At 71.5% G+C, this 16,084-nt stretch carries 14 protein-coding genes; 7 read left to right on the top strand and 7 right to left on the bottom strand.

Annotated features, from left to right (window positions below; all coding sequences use genetic code 11):
• Window positions 1–221: 221 nt before the first annotated feature.
• From PV419_RS22555 to PV419_RS22540, 4 genes are all read left to right on the top strand, one after another.
• Window positions 222–593 (top strand): hypothetical protein, encoded by a 372-nt coding sequence (locus tag PV419_RS22555; protein WP_319691599.1) that lies wholly within the window; start codon window positions 222–224, stop codon window positions 591–593.
• A 104-nt stretch (window positions 594–697) separates the two neighbouring features.
• On the top strand, window positions 698–2,074 hold the full coding sequence (locus PV419_RS22550; protein WP_319691597.1) for a hypothetical protein: 1,377 nt from the start codon (window positions 698–700) through the stop codon (window positions 2,072–2,074).
• Window positions 2,075–2,132: 58 nt separating this feature from the next.
• Complete coding sequence (locus PV419_RS22545; RefSeq protein ID WP_319691595.1) at window positions 2,133–3,020, top strand: NUDIX hydrolase; 888 nt, start codon at window positions 2,133–2,135, stop codon at window positions 3,018–3,020.
• On the top strand, window positions 3,020–3,850 hold the full coding sequence (locus tag PV419_RS22540; RefSeq protein WP_319691593.1) for an MBL fold metallo-hydrolase: 831 nt from the start codon (window positions 3,020–3,022) through the stop codon (window positions 3,848–3,850). Before PV419_RS22545 ends, PV419_RS22540 begins: the two co-directional genes overlap by 1 nt.
• Window positions 3,851–3,975: 125 nt before the next feature.
• Here the strand turns inward: PV419_RS22540 and PV419_RS22535 are convergent, their stop codons facing one another.
• Window positions 3,976–4,650: a Crp/Fnr family transcriptional regulator gene (locus PV419_RS22535; RefSeq protein ID WP_003981529.1), complete on the bottom strand. Its 675-nt coding sequence runs from the start codon at window positions 4,648–4,650 to the stop codon at window positions 3,976–3,978.
• A 248-nt stretch (window positions 4,651–4,898) separates the two neighbouring features.
• Here PV419_RS22535 and nth point away from each other — a divergent pair, with 248 nt between their 5' ends.
• Genes nth through PV419_RS22520 form a run of 3 tightly spaced genes read left to right on the top strand, consistent with a single transcriptional unit; the run spans window position 4,899 to window position 7,750 of the window.
• The gene (gene nth / locus PV419_RS22530) at window positions 4,899–5,855 is read left to right on the top strand and encodes an endonuclease III (RefSeq protein ID WP_319691592.1); all 957 of its coding nucleotides are present in this window, start codon (window positions 4,899–4,901) and stop codon (window positions 5,853–5,855) included.
• A 56-nt stretch (window positions 5,856–5,911) separates the two neighbouring features.
• Window positions 5,912–6,538: a CoA pyrophosphatase gene (locus tag PV419_RS22525; protein WP_319691741.1), complete on the top strand. Its 627-nt coding sequence runs from the start codon at window positions 5,912–5,914 to the stop codon at window positions 6,536–6,538.
• Between the two features lie 12 nt (window positions 6,539–6,550).
• Window positions 6,551–7,750 (top strand): MarP family serine protease, encoded by a 1,200-nt coding sequence (locus PV419_RS22520; protein ID WP_319691591.1) that lies wholly within the window; start codon window positions 6,551–6,553, stop codon window positions 7,748–7,750.
• 220 nt (window positions 7,751–7,970) lie between these two features.
• On the opposite strand, the gene PV419_RS22515 is transcribed toward PV419_RS22520, so the two are convergent.
• The 6 genes from PV419_RS22515 to PV419_RS22490 all read right to left on the bottom strand — a co-directional run bounded on the left by PV419_RS22515 (window position 7,971) and on the right by PV419_RS22490 (window position 15,869).
• Window positions 7,971–8,177 (bottom strand): hypothetical protein, encoded by a 207-nt coding sequence (locus tag PV419_RS22515; protein WP_319691590.1) that lies wholly within the window; start codon window positions 8,175–8,177, stop codon window positions 7,971–7,973.
• 146 nt (window positions 8,178–8,323) lie between these two features.
• Window positions 8,324–9,250 (bottom strand): alpha/beta hydrolase, encoded by a 927-nt coding sequence (locus PV419_RS22510; protein ID WP_319691588.1) that lies wholly within the window; start codon window positions 9,248–9,250, stop codon window positions 8,324–8,326.
• Window positions 9,247–9,708 (bottom strand): phage holin family protein, encoded by a 462-nt coding sequence (locus PV419_RS22505; protein ID WP_319691586.1) that lies wholly within the window; start codon window positions 9,706–9,708, stop codon window positions 9,247–9,249. Before PV419_RS22505 ends, PV419_RS22510 begins: the two co-directional genes overlap by 4 nt.
• Before the next feature lie 116 nt (window positions 9,709–9,824).
• Window positions 9,825–11,216: a Na+/H+ antiporter NhaA gene (gene nhaA / locus PV419_RS22500; protein ID WP_319691584.1), complete on the bottom strand. Its 1,392-nt coding sequence runs from the start codon at window positions 11,214–11,216 to the stop codon at window positions 9,825–9,827.
• Between the two features lie 213 nt (window positions 11,217–11,429).
• Window positions 11,430–13,391, bottom strand: coding sequence for an acetate--CoA ligase (gene acs / locus PV419_RS22495; protein ID WP_319691583.1), 1,962 nt, complete (start codon window positions 13,389–13,391; stop codon window positions 11,430–11,432).
• Window positions 13,392–13,496: 105 nt separating this feature from the next.
• Entirely contained in the window at window positions 13,497–15,869 is a 2,373-nt protein-coding gene (locus PV419_RS22490; RefSeq protein WP_319691582.1) for a SulP family inorganic anion transporter, read from the bottom strand.
• Window positions 15,870–16,084 lie beyond the last annotated feature (215 nt).

Here is a 16,084-nt window from a genome sequence, read left to right as displayed (position 1 = left end):
TGTCCCGCCGTTCCGTATGCGGCCAGAGTGACACCCGCCACTGACATCCGCCCTCCGACGCTCGCACCGGGGGCTGCCGGGCGGGCCGAGCGGCCCAGGGCGCGCCTCTGACAAGGTCGGACAGTCCCGGACTGTCCGGGACGCCGGAAGACCTTGCCGGACGGTACGGCGCCGAAAAAGCTCCTTCATGGGCCCACCCCAGGCCCATGAAGGAGGTCGTGATGACAGAGCAGACGCGGTCGGCCGGGCGGGTGCGAACGGCGACGGCTGCCGCCGTGGCGTTCCTTGGCGCCGTGGTCGCCCGCGTCGCCACCGACGCCGCGCACGGTTCGACGGCGGCGGTCCTGTCACCGACGTCCGCGCCGAGGCCGGTCCTGCCGCGCGGTAGCTGGGAGCAGTCGCGCGCCGGCACCCCCACCACCCGGTCCGGGCTGGTCCCCGGGGACATCGTGCTGTCGGACCGCGGCGGCCACGTCGTGCTCCACATCGGCGGTGGCCGGGTCATCCACGCTCCCCGGCCCGGTACGAGGGTCACCATCGCGCCCCTACCCCCGTCCTCGCAGGTTGTCGCCTACCGCCATATCGGATCCTGAGACGAGGGGAACGACTCATCGTGAACATGTCGTCCGTAGACATGCCCTGGCCAACTCGCGTGCGCATTAGGCTGCTTGGACAGCCCGAACGCATAGGAGCGGTCATGGAGACGGGGCCTGACCCGAAGGCGGCACATACTGCGACCGAGTTCGTCGTCGCGATGCGACAGCTGCGCAGCTGGGCCGATCTGAGCTACCGCCAGCTGGAGCGGAACGCGGAGGCCGCCGGGGATGTGCTGCCACGCGCCACCATCTCTGGGGCGCTCAGCCGGGACGACCTGCCCAGGGAGCAGCTTCTCGCCGCGTTCGTACGGGCCTGCGGCGGGGACGAGGAGACCGTGGACGCATGGCTGGCGGCCCGTCGGCGGCTGTCCATAGCCGCCCCAGCGGCCGCTTCGACCCCGACCGAGCCCGTCGCGCCGACCTCCGGGACCGCTGCCTCCTCCGGGACCGCCTCCGACGGCGCCGACGCCTCCGTAGCCGCCTCAGAGGCCGCGCCGGAACCCGACGCCACAGCCGGGCATGTGCCCGTGCCCATACCCGCCTCCGCCGCCGAGACCCGGCCCGGCGGCCCCACGCCGCCCGACCCGGACGAGCGGAGCCACGAGATCAGCCGTCCGGCCGAGGTGACCGGGGTGACCGAGGTGATCGCCTCCGGCGAGGGGCCCGGCTCGGCACCCGGGGAGCCCACATCCGGCTCGGTGTGGAAAAGACGGTATCTGCCCACGCTCGCGGTCGGGCTGTCCGCCGCAGTGGGGGTGCTGCTGCTGGCCTACTGGCCGTTCTCCGGTTCCGACGGCTCGGGCCCCGACGCCCGGCCCGGGGCCCGCTCCGGCTCGTCCGGCGGCGGGTCGTCCAAGGACGCCGACGCGCCTTCGGATACCTCGGAAACCCCGGATACCTCGGACACCTCGGAGACGCCGGACACCAAGGAGCCCATCGCCGACGACGACACCCCGACCGCGACCCCGACCCGCGACGCCTCCCCGTCGAAGCCCGAGCCCACGGCCACGAGCACCGCCCCCGAGCCCCGACTGCCCGCCGCGGGCCCGATACGGATCCATCCCGTCTCGGCCCCCGGCCTTTGCCTCACCGAGGGCCAGGAACGCAAGACCGGGAGGGCTGAGATCGCCGCTCAGATGCCGTGCGCCGACGTCCCGCTGCCCCGCGTGTCCCTGGACGCGGTCGGCGACGGCGTCTACCGCATCCAGTGGTACCACCCCGGTGAGGGCAGGGGCCTCGGCTGCCTGGCCGTCGACGGTAGCGCGATGGAGTCGGGCGCCCTGCTCGCCCCGGGCAACTGCTCAAACGCCGGCAACATGAAATTCCGGCTGGAGCCGTCCCACGGTGGATTCCGGCTGCGCCCGGTCCACAGCGGGCTGTGCGTCGGGATCCTGCCGCCTCGTACGGAGGGCGCCGAGGCGATCCAGAACACCTGCACCGGCGCGGCGAACCAGGCGTTCCGTTTCACCACGTCCTGAGGCGGCGCGCCGCCCCAGACCCCTCGAACATCCGCGCGCCAGCGCATAGCATCCGGCCATGTCCACTACGAATGGTCAGTGGTATCCACCCGAGTGGTCCGAACGCATCCGGCAGCTGGTGACCGGCGAGCTCACCCCGGTGACCCCGCGCCGGGCGGCCACCGTGCTGCTGCTGCGCGACGGGGCCGAGGGCCCCGCCGTGCACATGCTGCGCAGACGGACCTCCATGGCCTTCGCCGGCGGGGCCTACGCGTATCCGGGCGGCGGGGTGGACCCACGCGACGAGCGCGGGGTGGCCTGGGCCGGGCCCTCGCGCCGGGAGTGGGCGCGGCGGCTGGGTCTGACGGAGGACGAGGGGACGGTGGCCCAGGCCATCGTGTGCGCGGCGGTCCGGGAGACCTTCGAGGAGGCGGGTGTGCTGCTCGCCGGCCCGACCCCGCATACGGTCGTCGCGGACACGACAGGCAGGGAGTGGGAGGCGGACCGCGCCGCCCTGGTTACCAGGGAGCTGTCCTTCGCCGACTTCCTGGACCGCCGCGGGCTTGTGCTCCGCTCGGACCTGCTCGGGTGCTGGGCCCGCTGGATCACCCCGGAGTTCGAGCCCCGCCGCTACGACACCTGGTTCTTCGTGGCCGCGCTGCCGCACGGCCAGCGCACCCGTAACGCCTCGACCGAGGCGGACCACACGGTCTGGATCCGGCCCGCCGAGGCGGCCGCGGGGTACGACCGGGGCGAGCTGCTGATGATGCCGCCGACCATCGCGACCCTGCGCGAGCTGGAGCCGTACGGCGCGGTCGCGGACGTGCTGGCGTCGGCCCCGGGCAGGGACCTCACGCCCGTACTGGCGCGGGCGCGGCTGGAGGAGGGCCGGGTCGTTCTGAGCTGGCCGGGCCATGACGAGTTCACCAAGCACATTCCCACGGGCCCTACGGGGGGAGCGACCTGATGACGTACGCGGCATCCTTGCCCGGCCAGCCGCGAGGCGGCGACGTCGGCGGCCCGGCCACCGACCGGGCGGTGTGCGTCCTCGCGCCGAACCCCTCCCCGATGACGCTCGACGGCACCAACACCTGGATCGTCTCCGAGCCGGACTCCGATCTGGCCGTCGTCATCGATCCGGGCCCCCTCGACGACGCCCACCTCAAGGAGGTCCTGGCCACGGCGGAGCGGGCGGGCAAGCGGGTCGCTCTGACGCTGCTCACCCACGGCCACCCGGACCACTCGGAGGGCGCGGCGCGCTTCGCCGAGCTGACGCGTACGCGCGTACGGGCCCTGGACCCGGCGCTGCGGCTGGGAGAGGAGGGGCTGGGGGCGGGCGATGTCATAACCACCGGCGGGCTGGAGCTGCGGGTGGTGCCCACGCCCGGCCACACGGCCGACTCGCTGTCCTTCCACCTCCCGGCCGACGCCGCGGTCCTGACCGGCGACACGGTGCTGGGGCGCGGCACGACAATGGTGGCGCACCCGGACGGGCGGCTCGGCGACTATCTGGACTCGCTGCGGCGGCTGCGCTCGCTGGCGGTGGACGACGGGGTGAGCACCGTGCTGCCGGGGCACGGCCCGGTGCTGAACGACGCGCGCGGTGCGGTGGAGTACTACCTCGCCCACCGGGCCAACCGGCTGGCGCAGGTGGAGACGGCCGTGGAGAGCGGCTACCGCACGCCCGCGGAGGTCGTGGCGCATGTGTACGCGGATGTGGATCGGTCGCTGTGGCCGGCGGCGGAGCTGTCGGTCCGTGCCCAGCTGGACTATCTGGGCGAGCACGGGCTGATCTGAGGCCGGGCGGGACAGGGGCGCGCGGATCTAGGGGTGCTGCATGAGGAGGGCCCTCGCCGGGCCACGCGATTGCGGCCGGCGAGGGCCCTCCTCGTACGCGTCAGCGGAATACGCGCGCGTGTGTGTCAGCGGGACCGCTTGGCGAGCCGCTCGACGTCCAGCAGGATCACCGCGCGCGCCTCCAGCCGCAGCCAGCCGCGGCCCGCGAAGTCGGCGAGCGCCTTGTTGACCGTCTCGCGAGAGGCGCCGACCAGCTGGGCCAGCTCCTCCTGCGTGAGGTCGTGGACGACGTGGATGCCCTCCTCCGACTGCACGCCGAAGCGGCGCGAGAGGTCGAGCAGGGCGCGGGCGACACGCCCGGGAACGTCTGAGAAGACCAGGTCGGACATCTGGTCGTTGGTCTTGCGCAGGCGCCGGGCGACCGCGCGCAGCAGCGCCGTGGCGACCTCGGGTCGGGCGTTCAGCCACGGCTGCAGGTCGCCGTGGCCGAGGCCGAGCAGCTTGACCTCGGTGAGGGCGGTGGCGGTGGCGGTACGCGGGCCGGGGTCGAAGAGCGACAGCTCACCGATCAGCTCGCCGGGTCCGAGCACGGCCAGCATGTTCTCGCGGCCGTCGGGAGAGGTGCGGTGGAGCTTCACCTTGCCCTCGGTGACCACATACAGGCGGTCGCCGGGGTCCCCTTCGTGGAAGAGGGCGTCACCGCGCGCGAGGGTGACCTCTCCCATGGAGGCGCGCAGCTCAGCGGCCTGCTCGTCATCGAGCGCCGCGAAGAGCGGGGCGCGCCGCAGAACGTCGTCCACGAGTCTCTCCTTGTCGACATGCACAGGGGACCGTCGTCCCCATGATGCCGGACGGTAAAACAGTGCGATCAATCACAAGTTTGACGCACCTGCCTGCGGCACTGTACGGCAGGGGTCCCATTGAGCGGCTCGTTCCGGTGGTCGGAGCGTATGCCAGTGCCGGGGCTTAGGCTGGCCGGGTGTCCAATAGGCCGGTGAAAGCACGGGGCAAGGGGGCCGGACGGGTGAGCGCACCTCGTAATTCCGCTGTGGGCGAACAAGGGTCGGCCGAGCCGACGAAAACGGCAAATCCGCACAAAACAATTAAGCGGTCAAAGGCTGCCGACGCCGCCGAAGCCACCGGCACGGCCGGGTCACGGAAGACCCCCGGCGCCGACAGACCGCGCAAGGCCGCCGCCCGCCCCGAATCCCGGCTCGCGCTCGTCCGCCGGGCCCGCCGGATCAACCGCGAGCTGGCCGAGGTGTATCCGTACGCGCACCCCGAGCTGGACTTCGGAAACCCCTTTCAGCTGCTGGTCGCCACGGTCCTGTCCGCCCAGACCACCGACCTGCGGGTCAACCAGACCACCCCCGCCCTGTTCGCCGCCTATCCGACGCCCGAGGACATGGCGGCCGCCGCCCCCGAGGCGCTGGAGCAGCTGATCCGGCCGACGGGCTTCTTCCGGGCCAAGGCGAAGTCCCTGCTGGGGCTGTCCGCCGCGCTGCGGGACCGCTTCGGCGGCGAGGTGCCGGGCCGCCTTGAGGACCTGGTGACGCTGCCGGGCGTCGGGCGCAAGACGGCCAATGTGGTCCTCGGGAACGCCTTCGGGGTGCCGGGGCTGACCGTGGACACCCACTTCGGGCGGCTGGTGCGGCGCTGGAAGTGGACCGGCCAGGAGGACCCGGAGAAGGTCGAGGCGGAGATCGCCGCGCTCTTCCCGAAGAGTGAGTGGACGATGCTCTCGCACCGGATCATCTTCCACGGCCGCCGCGTCTGCCATGCGCGCAAGCCCGCCTGCGGCGCCTGCCCGATCGCCCCGCTGTGCCCGGCGTACGGGGAGGGGGAGACGGATCCGGACAAGGCGAAGAAGCTCCTGAAGTACGAGCTGGGCGGACAGCCGGGGCAGCGCCTGCGGCCGCCGGCCGACTATCCGGGCCGGCCCGCCGCCCCGCTGGGGGCCGCCGACTCCTTGGGGGCCGCCGCTCCCGTGGAGGCCGCCGAGTGACGAGCACATACGGCGGCGTGGCCGGTGTGACCAGTGATGGGCTGCCCGACTGGCTGATGCCCGTCGCCCGTGCCGCGGGGACGGTGGAGGCCCGGCAGCTGAGCCGGTTTCTGCCGCCCGCGCGGGGCGGCGGCCGTCCCTCCGCCGTGCTGGTGCTGTTCGGGGAGGGCGACCGCGGGCCCGAGCTGCTGCTTATGGAGCGTTCGGGTTCGCTGCGCTCGCACGCGGGTCAGCCCTCCTTCCCCGGGGGCGCGCTCGACCCGGAGGACGGCGATCCGGAGGGGGCCGGCCCGGTGCGCGCGGCGTTGCGCGAGGCCGAGGAGGAGACGGGCCTGGACCCGGCCGGGGTGCAGGTCTTCGCGGTGCTGCCGCGGCTCTACATCCCGGTGAGCGGCTTCGTGGTGACCCCGGTGCTCGGCTGGTGGCGCGAACCCAGCCCGATCCGGCCCGTCGACCCCGCCGAGACGGCCCGGGTCTTCACCGTGCCCGTGGCGGATCTCACGGATCCGGCGCATCGGGCGACCACCGTCCACCCGAGCGGTCACACCGGCCCCTCGTTCCTTGTCGAAGGGGCATTGGTCTGGGGATTCACGGCCGGAGTGATTGACCGGATCTTGCACTTCGCGGGCTGGGAAAGACCTTGGAACCGTGACAACCGCGTCCCGCTCGACTGGCGTGCATGAGACGGTGTCTCGGTGAATGTGCTGGACATCCTGCTGCTGCTCGCCGCCGTATGGTTCGCGATCGTCGGTTACCGCCAGGGCTTCGTCGTCGGCATCCTGTCGGTTATCGGCTTCATCGGCGGTGGCCTCGCCGCGGTCTACCTGCTGCCGGTGATCTGGGACGGCACCACCGATCGGGCGTCCCCGGGCACCTTCGGCGCGGTCATGGCGGTCGTGCTGGTGATCGTGTTCGCCTCGGTCGGCCAGGCCGCCACCACCCACCTGGGCAACAAGCTGCGCCGTCACATCACCTGGTCACCGGCTCGCGCCCTGGACGCGACCGGCGGCGCGCTGGTCAACGTCGTGGCGATGCTGCTGGTCGCCTGGCTGATCGGCTACTACCTGGCCGGTTCCTCGCTGCCCACCCTGGGCAAGGAGGTCCGGGACTCCAAGGTGCTGCTCGGGGTCTCCCAGGTGGTCCCGGACGAGGCGACCACCTGGTTCTCCGACTTCCGCTCGGTGCTCGCGCAGAACGGCTTCCCGCAGGTCTTCTCGCCCTTCTCGAACGAGCCCATCACCTCCGTGCCGGCGCCGGACCCGGCGCTCGCCGCGAGCCCGGTGGCCACCAGCGCCAAGCAGAGCATCGTGAAGGTCGTCGGCACGGCTCCCAGCTGCGGCAAGGTCCTGGAAGGCTCCGGCTTCGTCTTCGCGCGGCACCGGGTGATGACCAACGCCCACGTCGTCGGCGGGGTCGACCATCCGACCGTGCAGATAGGCGGCGAGGGCCGGCTCTACGAGGCGAGGGTCGTGCTCTACGACTGGAAGCGGGATGTCGCCGTCCTGGACGTGCCTTCGTTGAACGCGCCCGCGCTGAAGTTCGCCGAGGGCGACGCGCGCAGCGGCGATGGCGCGATCGTCGCCGGCTTCCCCGAGAACGGGGCCTTTGACGTGCGCGCGGCCCGCGTCCGCGACCGTATCGAGGCCGAAGGCCCGGACATCTACCACGACGGCGCCGTGCGCCGCGACGTCTACTCACTCTTCGCGACAGTGCGGCAGGGCAACTCCGGCGGCCCGCTGCTCACCCCGCAGGGGCGGGTGTACGGCGTGGTCTTCGCCAAGTCCCTCGACAACGCGGACACCGGATACGCGTTGACCGCGGACGAGGTGCGCGAAGACGTCGAGCAGGGCCGCACGGCCCAGGCCCCGGTCGACACCCGGGGATGCGCGCTGTAAAAGCTGCCTGAGCCCAGCAGCGCCGACTGCCGACCGACCGCCGCCGACCTATTCGCCTGTGGCCGGGAGCAGCCGCGCGGCCACAGCACGTGTACGGCACGCCGTGGCGTACCCCGGCACCTGACGGCGTACTACGGTCTACGGCGCACTACGCGGTCTGCACGGTCTGCGCAGTCTTCGCGATCCACGGTGTAAGTGGTCACTCCTGTGTGAGCGGCCGCTACTGACGGCCGCGCGGATGGCGCAGCCGAGCCGAGACCCAGCGGGCCCTGCGGCGGATGATACGCGGGATCCCCATATCGGGGTCATGGCCTGCGGAAGGCCCGGGACCGCCCCGCTCGGAAACGCTCAGCGCGGCATTGGCAGCAAGCGCGGCTTCGGAGCCGCGGTCGCTTGGTGCGTCACGGTAGTCGTGCGTCCAGCCCATACCTGGGTCTCTGCCCGGGGCCCATGGTCCGTAATCGCCCCTGGCTGCGGCAATTGGCCTATGCTCCAGGCAAGTGGCTGTTCGAGAAACAGGTGTTCGCCCAGCGTGCCGACAGCGAGTCGACGACGTACAGGCGGCATATGGCCTCAGCGGTCGGGCTCGGGGTCCTTGAGCCAGTTGATCAGCTCGGTGGAGAAGGCGACCGGATCCTCCTCGTGCGGGAAGTGCCCGAGGCCGTCGAAGAGCCGCCAGCGGTAGGGCGCCTCCACGTACTCGCCGGACCCCGCCGCGCTGCGGGTGCGCATCACCGGGTCAAGTGACCCGTGCAGATGCAGCGTGGGCACCCGCACCGGCCGCCGCATCCGCCGGTTGAACTGGAAACCGTCCGGCCGCGCCAGCGACCGCACCATCCAGCGGTACGGCTCGATCGAGCAGTGTGCCGTCGACGGGATGGACATCGCCCGCCGGTAGACCTCCACGGCCTGGTCCTCGGGCAGCCGCGGCCCCGACCAGTCCCGGATCAGCCGTCCCACCAGCGCCGCATCGTCCGCGGTCAGCTGCCGCTCGGGCAGCCAGGGCCGCTGGAAGCCCCATACGTAAGAGCTCGCCGCGCTCTGCTTGACGTCCCTGAGCATGGCCGAGCGCCAGCGCCGCGGATGCGGCATCGAGGTCACCGCGAGCCGCCGGACCAGCTTCGGCCGCATCACCGCGGCCGTCCAGGCGAGATATCCGCCCAGGTCATGGCCGACGAGCGCGGCGTCGGGCTCGCCGAGCGAGCGGACCACCCCGGTGATGTCGAGGGCGAGGTTGGCCGGGTCGTAGCCCCGGGGCGTACGGTCGCTGCCGCCCACCCCGCGCAGGTCCATGGCCACCGCCCGGAAGCCGGCCTCGGCCAGGGCGGTCAGCTGGTGCCGCCAGGCCCACCAGAACTGCGGGAAGCCGTGCAGCAGCAGGACCAGCGGGCCGTCACCCAGCTCGGCGATATGGAAGCGCGCGCCGTTGGCCGCGACGTCCCGGTGGGTCCAGGGTCCGTCGAGCCGTACGACCGAGGCGGAGGTGTCAGGGGCCGTCATGCGGTCGAGCGTGTCACATCCCGTGCCGGGCGGCCGCCATTGGACGCGGCGCGCGGGTGTGGCTTGACGCTCCCCAGTACGGCAGCCGTCTCCTTGGCCGAGGCCATGGACTTCTTCGGCGCCTTGACCTTCTTGAACTTGGCGAGCGCGAGACCGCCGAGGATCGCGGCGATCAGCCAGTAGATGCCACCCACGATCAGAAAGCACCAGGCGAGGCCGAGGCCGGTCCAGGCGCGCAGACCGTAGGCGAGGGCGAAGCTCAGCACCGGAAGCGAGAACAGGATCAGCACCCCGGCCACGATGGCCGCGCCGCTGCCGAACAGGGTGCGCCGGGCACTGTCCCGGAATTCGACCTTGGCCAGCGCGATCTCGTCGTGCACCAACGCGGACAGTTCGGTGGTCGCCGTGGCCACCAGTTGGCCCAGGCTGCGGTTGCCGCCGTCGTCGGCTGCGCTCATCGCCATCTCCCTCTGCTTTCACACGTCTTATGCGTCCCGCACGTCTTACGCGTCTGCCACGTCTTATGCGTCTGTCACGTCTTCTGCGCTTCTCCGCGGTCGTCAAGCCTCTCAGATCATGCCGGACCATCGTCACTGGAGTCGGACGCGGCAGCCACTTCGGCAAGTCGGCGGTGTTCGGCGGCCTTGGCCTCGTAGATGGCGGCCATCCGAAGGTGGTACTCCGGGCTGTCCAGTTCGTAGATGTCGGGGATGCCGTCCTGGTCCTCGTCCCGCTCCTCTTCCTCACACAGCTTCCGGTAGGTGTTGTTACGCACCTTCAGCAGGACGCCCGACAGGACCGCGGCGAGCAGCGAGCCGATGAGTACCGCCGCCTTCACCTCAGCGGCGAGCGTGGGGTCGCCGGGGAAGGCCAGCTCGCCGATGAGCAGGGAGACGGTGAAGCCGATCCCGGCGAGCGAGGCGATCGCGAACACATCCGCCCAGGCCAGGTCCTCGTTCAGCTCCGCCTTGGTGAAGCGGGCGGCGAGCCAGGAGCCGCCGAAGACGCCGATGGTCTTGCCCACGACGAGGCCGAGGACGACGCCGAGCGTCTCGGGGCGGGAGAAGACCTGCCCGACGGCGCCGCCGGAGACCGGGACCCCGGCGGCGAAGAGGGCGAACAGCGGGACGGCGAGACCGGCCGACAGGGGGCGCATCCGGTGCTCGATGCGCTCGGCGGGGGAGCGCTCCTCGCCCTCGCGCACGGTGCAGCGCAGCATCAGGCCCATGGCGACACCGGCGACCGTGGCGTGCACCCCGCTTGCGTGCATCAGCGCCCAGATGGCGAGGGCCAGCGGGACATAGATGTATGCGCCGTGGATGCCCTTGCGGTGCAGCGTCCAGAACACGGCGAGGCCGGCGAAGGAGAGGCCGAGGGCGAGGAAGTTGATATGCGTGGTGTAGAAGATCGCGATGATCAGGATCGCGCCGAGGTCGTCGACCACCGCGAGGGTGAGCAGGAACGCGCGCAGGGCGGCGGGCAGGGCGGTGCCGATGACGGCGAGCACGGCGAGGGCGAAGGCGATGTCGGTGGCGGTGGGCACCGCCCAGCCCGTGACGTTCCCGCCGCCGGCCGCGCTTACTGTCACATAGACGAGGGCGGGCATGGCCATGCCGCATATCGCGGCCACGACGGGGAGCGCGGCCGCCCGGGGGTCGCGCAGCTCGCCGGCGATCAGCTCGCGCTTGAGCTCGATGCCGGCCACGAAGAAGAAGACGGTGAGCAGTCCGTCCGAGGCCCAGGAATCGACCGACAGCCGCAGATGCAGCGCGCCGGGGCCGAAGGTGAAGTCCCTGACGTCCTGGTAGAGGCCGCTGAGCGGAGTGTTGGCGAGGAACAGCGCGGTGATGGCGGCGACCAGCAGGATGATGCCGCCGACGGTTTCGGTGCGCAGGGCGTCGCTGACGAAGGTCCGCTCGGGCAGCGACAGACGTCCGAGGAACTTGCGGCGGATGGGCGCGGCCACGGGGAAGCCTCCTGGGGTCGGACCGACGTGTACACGCGTGCGGATACACGTGTGGCATGTGCCGACCAGACTTCCCGGCGCGCCCTCGAAAGCTCGTTCTTGTCGCGCTCTTTACGCGATGGCTTCCCACCCTAACCGGAATGCGCGGAGGGCGCCCCGCCAGGCGGGGGCCCTCCGTATTCGTGCTGCGGTATGTGCCGAGCCCTCGCCAGGTCAGTCCTCGCTGGCGGCGGTGGGCAGCTTGCTCTGGATGAGCTCCATGACCGAGGAGTCCGTGAGGGTGGTGACATCGCCGAGAGCGCGGTTCTCGGCGACGTCGCGCAGCAGCCGGCGCATGATCTTGCCGGAGCGGGTCTTGGGCAGCTCGGCCACCGGCAGGACCCGCTTGGGCTTGGCGATCGGGCCGAGGTGCTTGGAGACGTGCGCGCGCAACTCCTCGACCAGGCCGTCCTCCTCAGCGGCGCCGCCGCGCAGGATGACGAAGGCGCAGATGGCCTGGGTGGTCTGGGGGTCGGTGGCCCCGACGACCGCGGCCTCGGCGACCCTGGGGTGCGAGACGAGCGCCGACTCCACCTCGGTTGTGGAGATGTTGTGGCCGGAGACCAGCATGACGTCGTCGACCCGGCCCAGCAGCCAGATGTCGCCGTCGTCGTCCTTCTTGGCGCCGTCGCCCGCGAAGTAGCGGTTCGTGAAGCGCGACCAGTAGGTGTCCAGATAGCGCTGGTCGTCGCCCCAGATGGTGCGGAGCATGGACGGCCAGGGCTCGGTGAGGACGAGGTAGCCGCCGGAGCCGTCCGGCACCTCATTGGCGTCGTCGTCGACGACGGTGGCGGAGATGCCGGGAAGCGGGACCTGGGCCGAACCGGGCTTGGTCTCGGTGACTCCCGGCAGCGGGCTGATCATCATCCCACCGGTCTCGGTCTGCCACCAGGTGTCGACCACGGGCGTCTTGTCCGCGCCGATGTGCTTGCGATACCAGACCCATGCCTCGGGGTTGATCGGCTCGCCGACCGAGCCGAGGATACGCAGCGAGGACAGGTCGAACTTGGCCGGGATGTCGTCACCCCACTTCATGCAGGCGCGGATCGCGGTCGGGGCGGTGTAGAAGATCGTGACGCCGTACTTCTGGATGATCTCCCACCAGCGGCCCTGGTGCGGGGTGTCCGGGGTGCCCTCGTAGAGCACCTCGGTCGCACCGTTGGACAGCGGTCCGTAGACGATGTACGAGTGGCCGGTGACCCAGCCGACGTCCGCTGTGCACCAGTACACATCCGACTCCGGCTTGAGGTCGAAGACGGCGTGGTGGGTGTAGGAGACCTGGGTGAGATAGCCACCGGTGGTGTGCAGGATGCCCTTCGGCTTACCGGTCGTGCCCGAGGTGTAGAGGATGAAGAGCGGGTGCTCGGCGTCGAACGCCTCGGGGGTGTGCTGGTCCGGCTGGCGGTCGACGAGTTCGTGCCACCAGACGTCACGGCCCTCGGCCCAGCCCACCTCCTGGCCGGTGCGGCGGACCACCAGCACATGACGCACCTTGTCGGTGCCCGGGCGGGTCAGGGCCTCGTCGACGGCGGGCTTGAGCGCGGAGGGCTTGCCGCGGCGGTAGCCCCCGTCCGCGGTGATTACGACGCGGGCGTCGGCGTCCTCGATGCGGGTGGCCAGAGCGTCGGCCGAGAAGCCGCCGAAGACCACGGAGTGGGGGGCGCCGATGCGGGCACAGGCCAGCATCGCGACGACGGTCTCCGGGATCATCGGCAGATAGATGGCGACCCGGTCACCGGTCTGGACCCCGAGCTCGGTCAGGGCGTGCGCCGCCTTGGAGACCTCGCGCTGCAACTCGGCGTAGGTGAGGGAGCGGCTGTCGCCGGGCTCCCCCTCGAAGTGGATGGCCACCCGGTCGCCCAGCCCGTTCTCCACATGGCGGTCGACGCAGTTGTACGCCACGTTGAGCTTGCCGTCGGCGAACCACTTCGCGAATGGAGGGTTCGACCAGTCCAGCGTCTCGCTCGGTTCGGCGGCCCAGGTCAGCCGACGGGCCTGCTCGGCCCAGAAGCCCAGGCGGTCAGCCTTCGCCCGCTCATACGCCTCCGCGGTGACGTTGGCGTTGGCGGCCAGGTCGGCGGGGGGAGCGAAGCGACGCTCCTCCCGAAGAAGGTTGGCCAGGCTTTCGTTGCTCACGACATCTCCCATTCCCAGGGTGACCGTTGTGTCCCAGCCCATAGCTCATCAGCCCGTGGTGCACCCTGACAAGGGTCGTCGGCAAAAATTGGTTTAGACCTGTCATCACATGAGTCCCCCGCCCCCGTACCCGGAACCGCCGCCCGCACCCGCCGCGGCTCCGCTCCTCGCACAGGCAGCGGCCGCCACGCCATGGTCCGGCCGCACGGCCGAAAATCTGCCCGATCCCCCGACCTCCAGCACATACGCCTGAGCCTCCCCCACATGGAAGTACATTCCGTGGAGCACCAGGGCGCCCTCCGCCACACGGCGGGCCACGCAGCCGTGTGCCATCAGATGGTCGAGCTGCTGCACCACATTGACCAACGCCAGCCGCTCCAGCTCATCGGCCACCGGCCTGTCGCCCAGCGCCACCTCGCCGCGCCCCAGCCGCCCGATCCGCTCCATACGGGCCAGGCTCGGGCGGCCGTGGCGCAGCCACCGCACGAGCGGCGTCTGTGTCATGGGCTGTGCCGCGGGAGGCGTCTTCCCGCCGGACGGGGCGGGCATCGCCGAGCCGAGCAGCGCCTGCATCGCCCCGCACCCCGAGTGCCCGCACACCGTGATGCTGCCGACCTTCAGCACCTCCACCGCGTATTCGATGGCCGCGCCCACCGAGTCACAGGCATCTCCGGAGCCGGGCGGTGGCACCAGATTGCCCACATTGCGCACGGTGAACAGGTCGCCGGGCCCGCTGGAGGTGATCATGCTGGTCACCAGCCGGGAGTCGGCGCAGGTCAGGAAGAGCTGAGTGGGCCGCTGCCCCTCCCGCGCAAGCCGCGCCAACTCCTCCCGCACCAGCGGCGCGGTGTGCCGCTGAAAGGCGCTTACCCCACCGAGCAGTTGCCCCCCGTCGTTCTGCACGGCTGTCGGGGCGGGGCGGGTGCAGTGGTGGTTGCGCCAGGGCGTCCACGGTCGGCAGGCGTGGGCGCTGGCCGGCTCGGCGATCGGCCGCCCCGACCGTCCGCCGAGCCTGACCCAGCCGCCGCGCGCCCGGTGCCCCTCGGCCCAGGACTGCAGCGCGTCATACGCGGCGTGGTCCATGAACCAGCCGCCCAGCTCCACCACCACACTCGCCCCGGCCGGCAACTGCGCCAGGGCCCGGCTGAGCCGGGGCACCGCCAGGAACGTCAGCTGCCCACTCACCCGCACCCGGTGCAGCCCGGCCTCCTCGGCCACGGTGATCCGGGTGTGGGCCAGTCGGCGCAGCGCCGTGAAGACCGCGACCGCGACCCCGACCACCACCCCCTGCAACACGCCCAGCAGGACGACCGCGCCCAGTGTGGCCGCATACACCGGGAACTCCCGGTTCCGCTGCACGTTCTTGATGTGCGCGAAGCTGACCATCTTCACGCCGACGACCATGACCAGCGCGGCGAGCGCGGCGAGCGGAATCAGCTCGAGCACCCCGGCGAGCAGCCCCGCGCACAGCGCCACCCACACGCCGTGGAGCACGGTGGACCGGCGGGTCACGGCACCGGCCCGGACATTCGCCGAGCCGCGGATCGCGCCTCCCGCGATCGGCAGCCCGCCCAGCAGCCCGGAGACCACATTGGCCGCACCCTGCCCGACCAGCTCGCGGTCCAGCCGGGCGGGCTGCCTCCCCGGCGCCGCGCCCGGCGCCTCCGTCCGCGGGCCGGGGCTCGCGATCTGCAGCCGGTCGACGGCGACGGCGGACAGCAGCGATTCCATGCTCGCGACCAGGGTGACGGTCAATACGGCGGCGACCAGCCCGAGCACCGGCCCCTCCGGGAGCCCGGGCAGCGCCGGGACTTCCCAGGACGGCAGATCGACGCGCGGCACCGCCATGCCCGCGCTCACCGCGGTGGCCCCCACGACGGCGACGAGTGCCGCCGGCACGGCACGCGCGACCCGCCCGGCCTTCCCCGGCAGCCGGGGCCACAGCGCGAGCACTCCGACAGTGATCGCGCCCACCAAAAGGGCGGCCGGGTGCGGATGTCTCAACTCGGTCGGCAGCGCGGCGATATTGTCGATCACTGAGCTGTCGGGGCTGTCGCCGAGCACCACATGTAGCTGGCCGACCGCGATGACGACGCCGATGCCCGCGAGCATCCCGTGGACGATGGCCGGGCTGATCGCGAGCGCGGCCCGCGCCACCCGCAGGGCCCCGAAGGCCAGTTGCGCCGCGCCGGCGAGCGCGGTGATCGCGCAGGTGGTGCGCCAGCCGTAGCGCTGCACGAGATCGGCGGTGACCACGACCAGGCCGGTCGCGGCACCGCTGACCTGGAGTGGAGCGCCCCCGAGCAGCCCGGCAACGATTCCGCCCACGACGGCGGAGACCAAGCCGGCCTGCAGCGGGGCGCCTGTGGCCAGGGCGATCCCGAGGGAGAGCGGGATCGCGATCAGAAAGATGACGATCGAGGCGGAAAGGTCCCGTCGGCAGGAGACCCCGCCGATCCGGTTCAAGAGCTGCGACATTCCCGTCTCCTCCGGGGCTTCGCGGCCGCGTCCGAGAACACGGCCGTGGGTCACGGCGTACTGCGGTCTGACTCCCAAGCTCGGCACTGACCACCAAGCGTTGGTAAATGAATCGTAATGCCGGGTAAAGTCTGCAGGAAGTCTTTTCGGGCGAAAAGGGTCTATGTTCCACCCAACGGGTGAATAGTCATTTGAAATGGCTTGTCATGCTCTGT

Origin of the sequence: Streptomyces sp. ME19-01-6 (genome assembly GCF_033793745.1) — a bacterium.
Lineage (GTDB): Bacteria > Actinomycetota > Actinomycetes > Streptomycetales > Streptomycetaceae > Streptomyces.
The sequence above is the reverse complement of the archived record's forward strand: the minus strand, read 5'-3'. Positions and strand labels throughout refer to the sequence as shown.

Excerpts from the sequence above, each read along its gene's own strand:
- PV419_RS22555 (WP_319691599.1), top strand. The coding sequence starts at position 222 with ATGACAGAGCAGACGCGGTCGGCCGGGCGGGTGCGAACGGCGACGGCT.
- PV419_RS22490 (WP_319691582.1), bottom strand. The coding sequence starts at position 15,869 with ATGTCGCAGCTCTTGAACCGGATCGGCGGGGTCTCCTGCCGACGGGAC.
- PV419_RS22505 (WP_319691586.1), bottom strand. The coding sequence starts at position 9,708 with ATGAGCGCAGCCGACGACGGCGGCAACCGCAGCCTGGGCCAACTGGTG.
- PV419_RS22550 (WP_319691597.1), top strand. The coding sequence starts at position 698 with ATGGAGACGGGGCCTGACCCGAAGGCGGCACATACTGCGACCGAGTTC.
- PV419_RS22540 (WP_319691593.1), top strand. The coding sequence starts at position 3,020 with ATGACGTACGCGGCATCCTTGCCCGGCCAGCCGCGAGGCGGCGACGTC.
- PV419_RS22515 (WP_319691590.1), bottom strand. The coding sequence starts at position 8,177 with ATGGGCTGGACGCACGACTACCGTGACGCACCAAGCGACCGCGGCTCC.
- PV419_RS22545 (WP_319691595.1), top strand. The coding sequence starts at position 2,133 with ATGTCCACTACGAATGGTCAGTGGTATCCACCCGAGTGGTCCGAACGC.
- PV419_RS22525 (WP_319691741.1), top strand. The coding sequence starts at position 5,912 with ATGCCCGTCGCCCGTGCCGCGGGGACGGTGGAGGCCCGGCAGCTGAGC.
- PV419_RS22510 (WP_319691588.1), bottom strand. The coding sequence starts at position 9,250 with ATGACGGCCCCTGACACCTCCGCCTCGGTCGTACGGCTCGACGGACCC.